Raw genomic sequence first — 12,489 nt, forward strand, 5'->3', positions numbered from 1 at the left:
GAATCCATGGGCGTCTGAACCTAAGGTTTACCCGTTGCTTTGGATCAGTGAAGAGCGGAACGGTAGTTCCTGAGTTGCAGCGTGCGATTGGTGCCGAAGGTCGAGCCCTGCTCAACAAGTTCAATTTGCTCAATCCTCTTGTGGAGCAGATGGTGACGCGTGAGGCGGTTGCTGCTGTTGCGGTCTCTGATCAACAGATTGAAGAGGCACGGCTTGGCTTGCTTCAACAGCGTGGTTACGACGGAGTCGAGCAGTGGGCGGAGCTGTTAGAGGAGCTTGGACGAAGCGAGGAGCAGGTTTTAGACCGTCTTTGCTTTGGTATCGCTCGCTTGAGTTTTGTGCGCGAGCGTTTTGCGGCCAAGGCGGAGGCGCGTTTCCTGGAACGGAAAAGTGAGTTGGATCAAGTGGTGTACAGCCTGCTGCGTCTTGAGAACAGCTTTCTGGCGCGCGAGCTGTACCTGCAGATCGAATCCGGCGAATCAAACTTTGCTGATCTGGCGAAGCGCTATGCCGAGGGACCGGAACGTAACACCAATGGAATTGTGGGTCCCGTCTCCCTTACTCAGGCGCATCCGACCTTGGTCGAGAAATTACGAGTCGCTCAGCCTGGCGTGTTGCTGGAACCCTTTCGTATCTCGGACTGGTGGCTAGTGGTTCGCTTGGAGCGTTACACGCCAGCCACGTTCACCGATGAGGTTTCCGACCAGATGTGCCAAGAAATGTTTGATATCTGGATCGGCGAAGAAACTGCCAAAAGCTTGAGCCGCCTCGAGTCTGAGCCATTGGAATCTGTCCCGACAAACGATTTCAGCGATTTCAGCATCTCCTGATGACCCAGAGATCGTCTTTCCCACTCCTGGACCATCCCGCGTTCTGCGGCTTGTCTGATGTCTGGGCTTCCTCTTTGGAGAGAAGCTGCAAGGTATTTCGCTTCGAGCTTGGGGGGCAGCTGTGTGACCCCAATGACATCCCGGCTCGGATTCTCGTCATCCTTCAAGGCCAGGCCAGATTGGTTGGACGCCACAACGGACGCCTCACCACGGTGGGCAAGTTTGGCCCTGGCAGTGTTATCGGTGCTGCCAGCATGCTTTGCGGTGCCCCTTGCGAAAATGTGATCGCGGCAGAGGAGGTGATTGCCGCCGCTATTCCTGATCAACTCTGGTGTGAGCTTTACTCCGGCGAATCCTCTTTCCGTCACTGGTGTGATCAGCAGCTCTGGCCTCAGGAGCTGCTCAAGTTGTTGGAATCTCTTGAGCAGAACACCCCGGAGACAGACAGCTCCCCTCTTGAAAAGCTTGAAGATGCTCTTCAATATTCGCAGCGCTGCTCTCCTGATCCGGCTGAAGTTGATGTCGCCCTCGCTGCTGGAAAGAAGCTTTATGTCACCAGTGCATGGGGTGACTTGACATTTGGTCAGTCTGTTCACTCTTCGGCAGATCTGCCTCCTTGCGAAAAGTTTTCGTTGCGTTTGGTCTCCATGCCAGCCTCGTCTGGATCAGACAAAGCTGCAGATAATCAAGATCAAAGCAGTGGATCGATCCTTCCAATTGCATCCATTCAGGACGCAGAAGATCTGCCGCCCATAAGTAGCTTTAGTCCTGAGCGGAATGTTGTCGATAGCCTGCGTTTGATCCGGGCTGATGGTCCGCTTCAGGAAACTCTCGCCTGCTTCCAGATGTTGGCGCAGCTGATGAAGCTGCCGTTCCGCCGGGACTCAATTGAGAAAGTCCTGCAGGACAACCTCCGTCGTGGTCTTGCTCCCAACCTTCAGCTCTGCGGCCAGTTGGCTGCGAGCCTGGGATTGCATGTGATGGCTGCCAGGGTCCCGGCAGAAGCGGGAACTCGACTTCAGGTGCCTTCCATGCTGCCTTGGCAGGGTGGGTTTGCTTTGGTGATCGCCAGCAATGAGCAGGGGCTGAAGTTGGCTTCGCCCAAGCAAGGCCTGGTGATGATCGGCCCGGACGATTTGGCCGAGCAGTTTCCAGAAGGGATCGAGCTGCTGCTGATGGAGCGGTCCAACGCCACTCCTGATCAGAAGTTTGGTCCAGGTTGGTTCTGGCCGGCTCTTAAGCGCTATCGCGGGGTGTTAATCCAAGTGTTGGTGGCCAGTTTCGTGGTTCAGCTCTTCACTCTCGCCAACCCGTTGCTCATTCAGGTGATCATCGACAAGGTGATCAGTCAACGCAGCTTGGACACTTTGCAGGTGTTGGGGATTGCCCTTGTGGTGGTCACCATTCTTGAGGGGGTGCTCGGCAGCCTCAAGACTTTCTTGTTTGCTGAAACCACCAACCGGATCGATCAGCGCCTCGGTGCTGAGGTGATCGACCATCTGTTGCGTCTTCCCCTCGGTTACTTCGACCGTCGCCCTGTGGGTGAACTGGGAACTCGTGTGGCCGAACTGGAGAAGATCCGTAATTTCCTCACTGGTCAGGCCCTCACCACGATCCTGGATGCTGCTTTTTCGGTGATCTACATCGCGGTGATGGTGGTCTACAGCTGGCTGCTCACCTTGATCGCCCTCTCCGTTCTGCCGATTCAGATCGGTCTAACGATCTTGGGGGCACCCCTCTTCCGCCTTCAGTTCCGTGCTGCTGCTGAAGAAAACGCCAAGACCCAGAGCCATCTCGTGGAGGTGCTCACCGGCATCCAGACCGTGAAGGCTCAGAACGTGGAGATGGTCAGCCGCTGGCGATGGCAGGAGTTCTACTCTCAGTACATCGCCCGCACGTTTGAGAAAACGATCACCGGCACAGCCCTGAATCAGACCAGTCAGGTGCTGCAGAAGATCTCTCAGCTGATGGTGCTCTGGATCGGTGCCTCGATGGTGCTGAGTGGTGATCTGACCCTTGGTCAGCTAATCGCGTTCCGTATCATCTCCGGTTACGTGACCCAGCCGCTGCTACGTCTTTCCACCATCTGGCAGAGCATCCAGGAACTGCGCGTCAGCTTTGAACGTCTTGCAGATGTGATCGATACACCGGAAGAATCCGATGAGGTCGACAAGTCCAAGGTGATGCTCCCACCGCTTCAGGGAGAGGTGCGGTTTGAGAGCTTGTCGTTCCGCTTTCGCCCCGGGCAGCCACAAGTACTGAAGGATGTGAATCTGGAGATTCCCTCCGGCACGTTTGTAGGGATCGTCGGTCAGAGCGGCAGCGGCAAGAGCACGTTGATGAAGCTGTTGCCCCGGCTCTATGACCCTGAAGAAGGTCGGATCCTGATCGACGGTTACGACATCGGAAAGGTTGAGCTTTATTCCCTGCGTCGTCAGATCGGTATCGTTCCCCAAGATCCTCTGCTGTTCAGCGGAACCGTGAGCGAAAACATTGCGCTCACCAACCCTGAAGCGTCAAGTGAAGAGATCGTGAAGGCCGCTCGCCTCGCCAATGCCCATGATTTCATCATGGATCTTCCCAGTGGTTACAGCACTCCTGTGGGTGAACGGGGTGCTGCTTTGAGTGGAGGTCAACGACAGAGAGTTGCCATTGCAAGGACCCTGCTGAGTAACCCAAAGCTTCTGGTGATGGATGAGGCCACCAGTGCCCTCGACTACGAAACAGAACGGAAAGTCTGCGACAACCTTCTGGAAAATCTGGATGAACAGACGGTGTTTTTTATCACTCACCGTTTGTCGACCATCCGTCAGGCCGACATGATTGTGATGCTTCATCAGGGAGCCGTCGTTGAAGTGGGAACACACGATGACTTGATGACGCATCGCGGTCGCTACTACGCCCTTTATCGCCAACAGGAGAGCTCCTGATGAAGATCAACCCGCAGAAAGTGCAGGATCTCGTCAAGCAGGGGGCCGGCGGGTTGATTGCAACGTCGCGCGACTTTCTTCGCCGCTTTGATTCCAGCGCGCCGCAAGATGCAACCGCACTTGACACTTACGACGAGTCGATTCTTCAGCAGGGGCGCTTCTGGATGCGCACTGTCACATGGACCTTGATCGGTACCACTGTTTTTGGTGTGGGCTGGCTGGCCCTTGCGCGGACCGAGGAGATTGTTGTGGCCGCTGGTCAGCTGGAACCGGTTGGTTCTGTGCAGGACATTCAGATGCCCGTGGGTGGTGTCGCTGACCAAATCCTCGTTGAGGAGGGGGATTCAGTAAAGGCCGGCCAGGTGTTGATGAAGCTGGACACTGAAGCAACTGAGGAACAGCGTCTCAGTCTGGAAAAAACGATCAAACTTAAGCGGGAACAGTTGACGCTGAAGCAGGAGGAAAAACACAACACCATGCAGGTGAATCAGGAGGAGGTGCTGATGCTCGAGAACAATCTCGAGCTTCAGTCTGAAATTCTGAAGCGATATGAGCAGTTGAAATCAGCTGGTGCTTTTTCAGAAGTGCAGTACCTCAGCCAGCAGAACGTTGTTGCCGAAATTCAGGGCCGACTGATGCAGAGCAAGGCTGATCGGCTGCGTCAAATGGCTCTTCTTGATCAACAGACTGCCCAGTTGAAGTCGGAACTCGCTGATTTAAATGGGAAATTGGTGGAGACCAAGGTCACTCTGCGCTATCAGCAGTTGAAGTCTCCAGTGGATGGTGTGGTCTTTGACCTAAAGCCCACCTCACGAGGTTTTACTGCTCAGTCAACGCAGACAGTGATGAAGGTGGTGCCGACGGGGTCGCTGGAAGCCAAGGTGGAGGTGCCGAGCAACAAGATCGGTTTCGTGAAGGTTCCTTTCGGTTGTCCTGAGGAACGAGATGTTTGCATGAATGCCGATATCAGTATTGACTCCTTTCCCTCTACTGATTTCGGGGTGCTTAATGGGAAAGTATCTCGAATCGGTTCTGATGCCCTGGAGCCCGACCCTCAGGAGCAGCGGCAGGTACTTAGTTTTCCAGTCACGATCCAACTTGACAGCCAGCAATTGAAGCTCAAAAATGGCTCTTCGTTGCCTTTGCAGGTGGGCATGAGCCTCACTGCAAATATCAAGCTGCGAAAGGTTTCCTACTTACAGCTGTTGCTGGGAGAGTTCCAGGACAAGGCGCAATCGTTGCAGCGTCTCTGATTGGATACTTCGTCACCCGGCAGACTGAGCCGCTGTACCCGCATCCCGCACGTGAGTCAGCTCCAGAGCCTCAGGGGCATGGTGGATCTGCTGCCGGAGGCGCTTCAGCGCTGGCAGGCCGTGGAGGCCATGGCACGGGAGCACTTCCAGCGATCCGGGTTCGGTGAGATCCGCACGCCGCTGCTGGAGACGACCGATTTGTTTTGCCGCGGCATCGGCGAGGGCACCGATGTGGTGGGCAAGGAGATGTACAGCTTTGAGGACCGGGGTGATCGCTCCTGCACCTTGCGGCCAGAAGGCACCGCATCGGTGGTGCGTGCTGCCCTCCAGCATGGCTTGCTCAGTCAGGGCGCCCAGAAGCTCTGGTATGCCGGGCCTATGTTTCGCTACGAGCGTCCCCAGGCGGGCCGGCAGCGGCAGTTCCATCAGATCGGGGTGGAGTGGCTTGGGGCGGAGCGGGCCCGCAGCGATGTTGAGGTGATTGCGCTGGCCTGGGATCTGCTGGCCAGCCTCGGTGTGGGTGGCTTGGACTTGGAACTGAACAGTCTCGGCACGGTCGAAGATCGTCAGGCCTACCGCACTGCCCTGGTGGCTTGGCTCGAGCAGCGGTCTGAAGCTCTCGATCCCGATTCCCAGGCGCGGCTGAGCACCAATCCGCTGCGCATTCTTGATTCCAAAAACAAGGACACCCAGGCGCTGCTGGAACAGGCCCCCACTCTGGCGGATGCCCTTTGTGAGGCCAGCCGTGAGCGTTTTGCAGAAGTCCAGCACGGGCTGACTGTCCTCGGAATTCCCTTCCGGCTCAATCCACGGCTGGTGCGGGGTTTGGATTACTACAGCCACACGGCCTTTGAGATCACAAGTGATCAACTCGGGGCCCAGGCCACCGTGTGCGGTGGTGGTCGTTATGACGGCTTGATTTCCCAGTTGGGAGGAGCTCCGACCCCTGCCATCGGTTGGGCCCTTGGCATGGAACGGTTGCTGCTGGTGCTGGAGGCCGCCGCGCAGGCCGATCCTCAGGGCGTCGCCGCCCGGCTGACCGCAGCGGCATCCCCCGATGTGTACGTGGTGAACCGTGGTGGGGAGGCCGAGCCTGCTGCTCTGGCCTTGGCACGGGCCCTGCGGGCGGCTGGGTTGCGGGTGGAGTTGGATGCATCCGGCTCCGCCTTCGGCAAGCAGTTCAAACGGGCGGATCGCAGCGGGGCGCGTTGGGCTTTGGTGCTTGGCGATGACGAGGCTGAGCGCGGTGAGGTGCGCTTGAAGGCGTTGCAGCAGCAGGCGGAAGAATTCACCGTTGCGCTCGCGCCAGTGGCCGCGATCGTGGAGCGAGTACTCAATCCCTGAGGATGCAGATCCACCTCGTCACTGGCGGTGCCGGCTTCCTTGGTTCGCACCTGATCGATCGCCTGATGGAGGCCGGCGACGAGGTGATCTGTCTCGACAACTATTTCACGGGCGCAAGGCCAATATTGCGCGCTGGATCGGGCATCCCCGGTTCGAGCTCATCCGCCACGACGTCACCGAGCCGATCAAGCTGGAGGTGGACCGGATCTGGCATCTGGCTTGTCCCGCTTCCCCGATTCACTACCAGTTCAATCCGGTTAAGACGGCCAAGACCAGTTTTCTTGGGACCTACAACATGCTGGGCTTGGCCAGGCGGGTGGGGGCACGGCTGCTGCTCGCCAGCACCAGCGAGGTCTACGGCGATCCTGAGGTGCATCCGCAGCCGGAGCGTTATTGGGGGTCTGTGAATCCGATCGGTGTGCGCAGTTGTTACGACGAGGGCAAGCGCATCGCTGAAACGCTCTGTTTCGATTACCAGCGCATGAATGGGGTGGAGGTGCGGGTGGCGCGCATCTTCAACACCTATGGCCCGCGCATGCTCCTGGATGATGGCCGGGTGGTGAGCAATTTCATCGTTCAGGCCTTGCGGGGCGAACCGCTGACGCTGTACGGCGATGGCAGCCAGACTCGCTCGTTCTGCTACGTCAGTGACCTGATTGAGGGGTTGATCCGCCTGATGAATGGTGAGCACAGCGGCCCGATCAACCTTGGCAATCCGGAAGAGTTCACGATCCGGCAGCTGGCCCAACTCGTGCGGATGCAGATCAACCCGGAGCTGCAGTTGGAGGAGAAACCCTTGCCGGAGGATGATCCGCAACAGCGTCAGCCGGCGATTGACCTCGCCCGTCAGCAGCTCGATTGGCAGTCGACTGTGTCACTGGAGCAGGGGCTCCCCCCCTCCATCGACTCCTTCCGTAATCTGCTCGAACTTGCCGACGGCTGCGGAACGTGACCATTCAACGGATCTGCTGCATCGGTGCGGGGTATGTGGGCGGTCCGACCATGGCGGTGACCGCTGATCGCTGCCCTGAGTTGGAGGTGCAAGTGGTGGATATCAACCAAGCGCGCATCGATGCTTGGAACGATGCCGATCTCAGCCAATTGCCGGTGTACGAACCGGGGCTCGACCGTGTGGTGGAAAGGGCGCGGGGACGCAATCTCAGTTTCTCCACCGATGTGGCGGCCTCGATCGCCGCTGCAGACATGGTGTTCATCTCGGTGAACACGCCCACCAAGACCAAGGGGCTGGGGGCTGGACAGGCCAGTGATCTCCGCTGGGTCGAAGCCTGTGCCCGGGAGGTGGCTCAGGCGGCCACCGGACACACGATCGTGGTGGAGAAGAGCACCCTGCCCGTGCGCACGGCTGCCGCCATCAAAACCATTCTTGAAGCAGCCAGTGATGGGAAAAATCAGCGCACCTTTTCCGTGCTCTCCAATCCTGAATTTCTGGCGGAAGGAACGGCTATTCGTGATCTGGAGGCTCCGGACCGGGTGTTGATCGGTGGCGATGATCCGGCATCCATCGATGCCCTCGCCGCGATCTACACCCACTGGGTGCCTCAGCAGCAGATTCTGCGCACCAACCTCTGGAGCAGCGAGCTCTCGAAGCTCACCGCCAATGCCTTCCTGGCGCAGCGGATCAGTTCGATCAATTCGATCGCGGCGTTTTGTGAGGCCAGCGGTGCGGACGTGCGCGAAGTGGCCCGGGCCATTGGCACCGACAGTCGGATCGGCCCGAAATTTCTCAATGCTGGCCCCGGTTTCGGTGGCAGCTGTTTCCAGAAGGACATCCTCAACCTGGTGTATCTCTGCCGCCATTTCGGCCTGCCTGAGGTGGCGGATTACTGGGAGAGTGTGGTGGCGTTGAACACCTGGCAACAGCACCGCATTGCCCGGTTGGTGGTCGAGAAACTGTTCGGCACGGTGACCGGAAAGCGCCTGGCGATTCTTGGTTTTGCCTTCAAGGCCGACACCAATGACACTCGTGAGGCCCCGGCGATTCGCATCTGCCGCGATCTGCTGGAAGAGGGTGCTCAATTGGCCATTCACGATCCCAAGGTGGAGGCCCGTCAGATGGCTCGGGACTTGCAGCAGGACGCAGCACCCCAGGCGGATGCCCTCAGTGGAACCGGCACTTGGGCGCAGGCCGCCAGCGTTGAGGACGCCGTGACGGGGGCCGATGCCGTTCTGGTGCTTACCGAGTGGAAGCACTACAGGGATCTCAATTGGCAGGCTCTGTCCGCTCGGATGCGCAAGCCGGCGTGGGTTTTTGATGCGCGGGCCGTTGCGGACCCCGAACAGGTGAGAGCCGCGGGCCTCACCCTGTGGCGTGTGGGGGATGGAGAGGGTTAATGCCGCGGACGTTTCTGGTCACCGGTGCTGCTGGTTTCATTGGGGCAGCGCTCTGCCAGCGGTTGTTGCAGCGCGGTGATCGCGTGATGGGCATCGACAACCTCAACAGCTATTACGATCCCGCCCTCAAGCAGGCGCGCCTCGCGGCGATCGCGGCCATGGCCCCTGCCGGTGCCTGGCGTTTTGAGCAGATTGCCCTGGAAGAGGGTGAGGCGTTGCTTGGGCTGTTCGCGACCGAACGGCCACGGGTGGTGGTGAATCTCGCCGCCCAGGCAGGCGTCCGCTACTCGCTTGAGAACCCTGCGGCCTATATCCAGAGCAACCTGGTGGGCTTCGGTCACATCCTTGAGGGGTGCCGCCACAACGGCGTGGAACACCTGGTGTATGCCTCCAGTAGCTCGGTGTATGGCGGCAACCGCAACCTGCCCTTCGACGAGCGCCAACCGGTGAATCACCCGGTGAGCCTCTATGCCGCCAGCAAGAAGGCCAACGAATTGATGGCCCACACCTATAGCCATCTCTATGGGCTGCCGGCCACGGGCCTGCGTTTTTTCACCGTGTATGGCCCCTGGGGCCGGCCCGACATGGCACCGATGTTGTTCGCTAGTGCGATCCTGGCGGGAAACCCGATACGGGTGTTCAACCACGGCCAGATGCAGCGCGACTTCACCTACATCGACGACATCGTGGAGGGGGTGCTGCGCTGCTGCGACAAACCCGCCACCGCAAACCCCGACTTCGACCCCCTGGCCCCTGATCCCGCCACGGCCGCGGCACCGCACCGGGTGTTCAACATCGGCAACAGCCAGCCCACGCCTTTGCTGCGCTTCATCGAGGTGATGGAGGAAGCCCTGGGTTGCGAAGCCATGAAGGATTTCCAGCCCATGCAGCCGGGCGATGTGGTGGCAACTGCAGCCAATACCGCAGCTCTGGAGGCGTGGGTGGGCTTTAAGCCCTCAACGCCGATCGAAACCGGTGTGCAGCGTTTTGCTGATTGGTATCGCTCCTTCTACGGCGTCTGATCGCCTGTCGTCAGGCAGCAACGTCGTCGCAGCGTTGTTGCATCAAAAAAGCCCCCTCGTCAAAGACCAGAGGGCTTTGGCTGAATGAATGGCTTCCGATCAAGCGGAACCAACACCGGTGTAGGAGCCATAGAAGAACAGACCCACAACGAACAGAACGGCCATTCCACCTGCAGTGGCCACCAGCCAGAGGGGAAGGACGCCTTCGGTCCAGCGGCTTCTCCAGGGCACTGCTGGTGTGCCATCAGGATTGCGATCGGGAATACGACCGTCGGGATATGGGGATTTTTTTCCGCTCATCGAATAATCCTCAGTTGAAGAAGTAGCTGGACATGAGCACGCCGGTCACGAAGACAAACAGCAGACCCAGGTACAGGCTGGTGCGGTTGAGTTCAACCGGCAGGTTGTTGGGATTGGGATTGCGTTCCATGGGTTGGATCAGCGGCGGATGAACTGCATCGCGGCAAGGGCGCCAAGGAAAAACACCGTCGGGATCCCGAGGGTGTGCAACGCCAGCCAACGCACCGTGAAGATCGGATAGTTGCGTGGCGTTGTGGCGACGGGAGGAGCTTGGGTCATGACTTATTTCAGACGAATGTCGAGTTCAGATTTGCCCTCGTAGCGCTGGCTCACCACAGGAGCTTTGCTTTCCGAAGCCTGGAAATAGGCATCGGGACGAGGTGTTCCGAAGGCGTCGTAGGCCAGGCCGGTGGACACGAACAGGAAACCTGCCAAAAAGATGGAAGGCAGTGTCACGGCGTGGATCACCCAGTAACGGATGCTCGTGATGATTTCGAAGAACGGGCGTTCTCCTGTTGAGCCGGCGGCCATGGCGTTGGGCGTGTCAGGACGATGATCTTAGGAGGTGGCTCAGGTGAGCTGAGGCTGAGGCGTTGCCGCAGTTACACAGCGTTGCCCACCCAACGCAGCAGGTTGCCCCGCTCACCCAGCACAAAGGCGTGCTCTCCGTCGAACACCATGCGGGTGAAGTTGCTGGGTTGACGGTCCCCGACGGGGTCGTTCTCCCAGCTGTCGCCGCCGTCGCGGCTCACCAGCAGGGTGCCGTTGCCACCGCCAGCCCAGATGGCGCCGTCGTCATCCCAGGCCAGATCCATGTAGCCGTAGCCGTTGGTGATCGGGATGATGGCTTTGCTCCAGCTGTCGAAGTTGCCGGGCTCATCGTTGAGTCGGATTTGTGCGCCGCGGGCCACCATCCACAGGTTCCCGTCGGGTTGGAAGCCGATGCTTTGCAGCCGCTGGCTGCTCACGCGCTGGTGCACCTGCCAGACGGAATCACCCGGTTCCCATGTGGCGTAGAAGTTGCCAAGGCCACTCACGCTCACGTAGCTGCCGTCCTTGCTGCGACGCAGATCCCTGACCGCACCGGCGGCATCGGTCACCTTGGCTTCCCAGCTGCTGCCGTCGTTATGGGTCTCGTAGACCGCGCCCACGTTGGTGGCGAGCTCTGCGGAATGGCTGCCCAACGCTGTGATCAAGTAGGGCTCGCCGGGCAATTTGGTGTCGAGGAACAGGCGGGTCCAGTTCTGGCCGCCGTCGTCGCTGTGCATCAGAAGCCCGGGCTGACCGGCGATCCAGCCTTCATCGCCATCGAAGTCGATGCTGATCAGACGGAAGTTCTCTTCATCGGGCAGATCAAGGCTGCGCTCATTCCAATGGGCACCCCCGTCGTTGGTTTCCCGGATCATCCGGTTGCTGCCCACCAGGTAGCCGTGGCGGCTGTCGGTGAAGGCCACATCCAGCGGGTTGGCCTGGGTGTCGAGATCCATGGCCTGCCAAGGACTCGTGCTGGCTGTAGGCACGTGGGTGGTGACGCAGCCGCTGAGGCTGACCCCCAGCACAAGCACCAGCAGAAGCTGGCTGACAGAGTTCAACAGGCGTTTCATCAGTTGGCCTCAGCGCAGGGAATAAAGGGACAGGAAAAAGGCGAAGCCGAGAGCAAGGCTGCCGAAGATCAGAACATTCTTCTGCCCGGGCGTCATCCGGTTCACCCCGAGGCCGAAATCGAGGTTCTCGTCGAAACCACTGGCCTTGGCGCGCGGGCCGATGTCACGGAAGGCGGCCACTTTGCTGCGGCAGACCGGGCAGCGGAAAGCCAGCGCGTCGAGATCCTCGAAAGCCGTACCGGGTTCAATCCCAACTTTCTTGACCCCTTCGTCGGGGTCATAGACGTAGCCGCAGCTGCGACATTCGAAACGGTGGGTCCGTGGGTCACTCTCCGGAGCGGTTTCAACCGCTGGTTCCACCGCTTCGGTGGTATCGACCGGCTGGACGGACTGTTGTTCGTCGCTCACCGCTGTGTTGCTGGGCCAATCGACTCTATCGACGACAACTCCAGGCGGTGAATGCCAGACTGGCCCGGTCTACGGGGACCTCCATGTTTGCCCTGCCCGGCTACGACGCCTTTCTGGGGTTTCTGCTGATTGCGGCTGCAGTGCCGGCCCTGGCGCTGATCACCAACAAGTTGGTGGCGCCGAAAAGCCGTGCTGGTGAGCGCCAACTCACCTATGAATCCGGCATGGAGCCCATTGGTGGGGCCTGGATTCAATTCAATATCCGCTACTACATGTTTGCGCTGGTCTTCGTCATCTTCGACGTCGAGACCGTGTTCCTTTATCCCTGGGCTGTGGCGTTCAACCGCCTCGGCTTGCTGGCCTTCATTGAGGCCCTGATCTTCATCGCCATCCTGCTTGTGGCTTTGGCCTACGCCTGGCGCAAAGGCGCCCTTGAGTGGAGCTAG

Annotated in this window: 13 protein-coding genes and 1 pseudogene; 8 read left to right on the top strand and 6 right to left on the bottom strand. The window is 59.2% G+C overall.

Features of this window, described 5'->3' with window-relative positions:
- Window positions 1-47: 47 nt before the first annotated feature.
- The 7 genes and pseudogenes from SynRS9907_RS00855 to SynRS9907_RS00885 all read left to right on the top strand — a co-directional run bounded on the left by SynRS9907_RS00855 (window position 48) and on the right by SynRS9907_RS00885 (window position 9,731).
- Window positions 48-830 carry a peptidylprolyl isomerase gene (locus tag SynRS9907_RS00855; protein ID WP_188021522.1) on the top strand — a complete coding sequence of 261 codons (783 nt, stop codon included), beginning with the start codon at window positions 48-50 and terminating at the stop codon, window positions 828-830.
- Window positions 830-3,760: a peptidase domain-containing ABC transporter gene (locus tag SynRS9907_RS00860; RefSeq protein ID WP_188021523.1), complete on the top strand. Its 2,931-nt coding sequence runs from the start codon at window positions 830-832 to the stop codon at window positions 3,758-3,760. The genes SynRS9907_RS00855 and SynRS9907_RS00860 overlap by 1 nt, the downstream gene beginning before the upstream one ends.
- Complete coding sequence (locus SynRS9907_RS00865) at window positions 3,760-5,013, top strand: HlyD family secretion protein (RefSeq protein WP_188021524.1); 1,254 nt, start codon at window positions 3,760-3,762, stop codon at window positions 5,011-5,013. The genes SynRS9907_RS00860 and SynRS9907_RS00865 overlap by 1 nt, the downstream gene beginning before the upstream one ends.
- A gap of 51 nt (window positions 5,014-5,064) precedes the next feature.
- Complete coding sequence (gene hisS, locus SynRS9907_RS00870) at window positions 5,065-6,357, top strand: histidine--tRNA ligase (protein ID WP_188021525.1); 1,293 nt, start codon at window positions 5,065-5,067, stop codon at window positions 6,355-6,357.
- 2 nt (window positions 6,358-6,359) lie between these two features.
- Window positions 6,360-7,309: pseudogene (locus SynRS9907_RS00875) on the top strand (UDP-glucuronic acid decarboxylase family protein).
- The gene (locus tag SynRS9907_RS00880; protein ID WP_188021526.1) at window positions 7,306-8,709 is read left to right on the top strand and encodes a nucleotide sugar dehydrogenase; all 1,404 of its coding nucleotides are present in this window, start codon (window positions 7,306-7,308) and stop codon (window positions 8,707-8,709) included. Before SynRS9907_RS00875 ends, SynRS9907_RS00880 begins: the two are co-directional and overlap by 4 nt.
- Complete coding sequence (locus SynRS9907_RS00885) at window positions 8,709-9,731, top strand: NAD-dependent epimerase/dehydratase family protein (RefSeq protein ID WP_188021527.1); 1,023 nt, start codon at window positions 8,709-8,711, stop codon at window positions 9,729-9,731. Before SynRS9907_RS00880 ends, SynRS9907_RS00885 begins: the two co-directional genes overlap by 1 nt.
- 99 nt (window positions 9,732-9,830) lie before the next feature.
- Here the strand turns inward: SynRS9907_RS00885 and SynRS9907_RS00890 are convergent, their stop codons facing one another.
- The 6 genes from SynRS9907_RS00890 to SynRS9907_RS00915 all read right to left on the bottom strand — a co-directional run bounded on the left by SynRS9907_RS00890 (window position 9,831) and on the right by SynRS9907_RS00915 (window position 12,043).
- Window positions 9,831-10,031, bottom strand: a complete 201-nt coding sequence (locus tag SynRS9907_RS00890; protein WP_011363231.1) for a photosystem II reaction center protein J — start codon at window positions 10,029-10,031, stop codon at window positions 9,831-9,833.
- 10 nt (window positions 10,032-10,041) lie between these two features.
- The gene (locus tag SynRS9907_RS00895; protein WP_006852026.1) at window positions 10,042-10,161 is read right to left on the bottom strand and encodes a photosystem II reaction center protein L; all 120 of its coding nucleotides are present in this window, start codon (window positions 10,159-10,161) and stop codon (window positions 10,042-10,044) included.
- 8 nt (window positions 10,162-10,169) lie between these two features.
- A complete protein-coding gene (gene psbF, locus SynRS9907_RS00900) occupies window positions 10,170-10,310 on the bottom strand; it encodes a cytochrome b559 subunit beta (protein ID WP_006851435.1) in 141 nt (46 codons plus the stop codon).
- Between the two features lie 3 nt (window positions 10,311-10,313).
- Window positions 10,314-10,562: a cytochrome b559 subunit alpha gene (psbE, locus tag SynRS9907_RS00905; protein ID WP_006850675.1), complete on the bottom strand. Its 249-nt coding sequence runs from the start codon at window positions 10,560-10,562 to the stop codon at window positions 10,314-10,316.
- A gap of 71 nt (window positions 10,563-10,633) precedes the next feature.
- The gene (locus tag SynRS9907_RS00910) at window positions 10,634-11,635 is read right to left on the bottom strand and encodes a photosynthesis system II assembly factor Ycf48 (protein ID WP_188021528.1); all 1,002 of its coding nucleotides are present in this window, start codon (window positions 11,633-11,635) and stop codon (window positions 10,634-10,636) included.
- Window positions 11,636-11,644: 9 nt separating this feature from the next.
- Window positions 11,645-12,043 carry a rubredoxin gene (locus tag SynRS9907_RS00915; protein ID WP_188021529.1) on the bottom strand — a complete coding sequence of 133 codons (399 nt, stop codon included), beginning with the start codon at window positions 12,041-12,043 and terminating at the stop codon, window positions 11,645-11,647.
- Window positions 12,044-12,126: 83 nt separating this feature from the next.
- On the opposite strand from SynRS9907_RS00915, the gene SynRS9907_RS00920 reads away from it, so the two are divergent.
- A complete protein-coding gene (locus tag SynRS9907_RS00920) occupies window positions 12,127-12,489 on the top strand; it encodes an NAD(P)H-quinone oxidoreductase subunit 3 (protein WP_038551549.1) in 363 nt (120 codons plus the stop codon).

The sequence above is a fragment of the Synechococcus sp. RS9907 genome (genome assembly GCF_014279615.1).
In the GTDB taxonomy this organism is placed as follows: domain Bacteria; phylum Cyanobacteriota; class Cyanobacteriia; order PCC-6307; family Cyanobiaceae; genus Parasynechococcus.

What these genes read in the sequence shown, in the direction of transcription:
- SynRS9907_RS00920 (WP_038551549.1), top strand. Translation starts at nt 12,127, where the DNA reads ATGTTTGCCCTGCCCGGCTACGACGCCTTTCTGGGGTTTCTGCTGATT.
- psbF (WP_006851435.1), bottom strand. Translation starts at nt 10,310, where the DNA reads ATGACCCAAGCTCCTCCCGTCGCCACAACGCCACGCAACTATCCGATC.
- SynRS9907_RS00910 (WP_188021528.1), bottom strand. Translation starts at nt 11,635, where the DNA reads ATGAAACGCCTGTTGAACTCTGTCAGCCAGCTTCTGCTGGTGCTTGTG.
- psbE (WP_006850675.1), bottom strand. Translation starts at nt 10,562, where the DNA reads ATGGCCGCCGGCTCAACAGGAGAACGCCCGTTCTTCGAAATCATCACG.
- SynRS9907_RS00885 (WP_188021527.1), top strand. Translation starts at nt 8,709, where the DNA reads ATGCCGCGGACGTTTCTGGTCACCGGTGCTGCTGGTTTCATTGGGGCA.
- SynRS9907_RS00895 (WP_006852026.1), bottom strand. Translation starts at nt 10,161, where the DNA reads ATGGAACGCAATCCCAATCCCAACAACCTGCCGGTTGAACTCAACCGC.
- SynRS9907_RS00865 (WP_188021524.1), top strand. Translation starts at nt 3,760, where the DNA reads ATGAAGATCAACCCGCAGAAAGTGCAGGATCTCGTCAAGCAGGGGGCC.
- SynRS9907_RS00890 (WP_011363231.1), bottom strand. Translation starts at nt 10,031, where the DNA reads ATGAGCGGAAAAAAATCCCCATATCCCGACGGTCGTATTCCCGATCGC.
- SynRS9907_RS00860 (WP_188021523.1), top strand. Translation starts at nt 830, where the DNA reads ATGACCCAGAGATCGTCTTTCCCACTCCTGGACCATCCCGCGTTCTGC.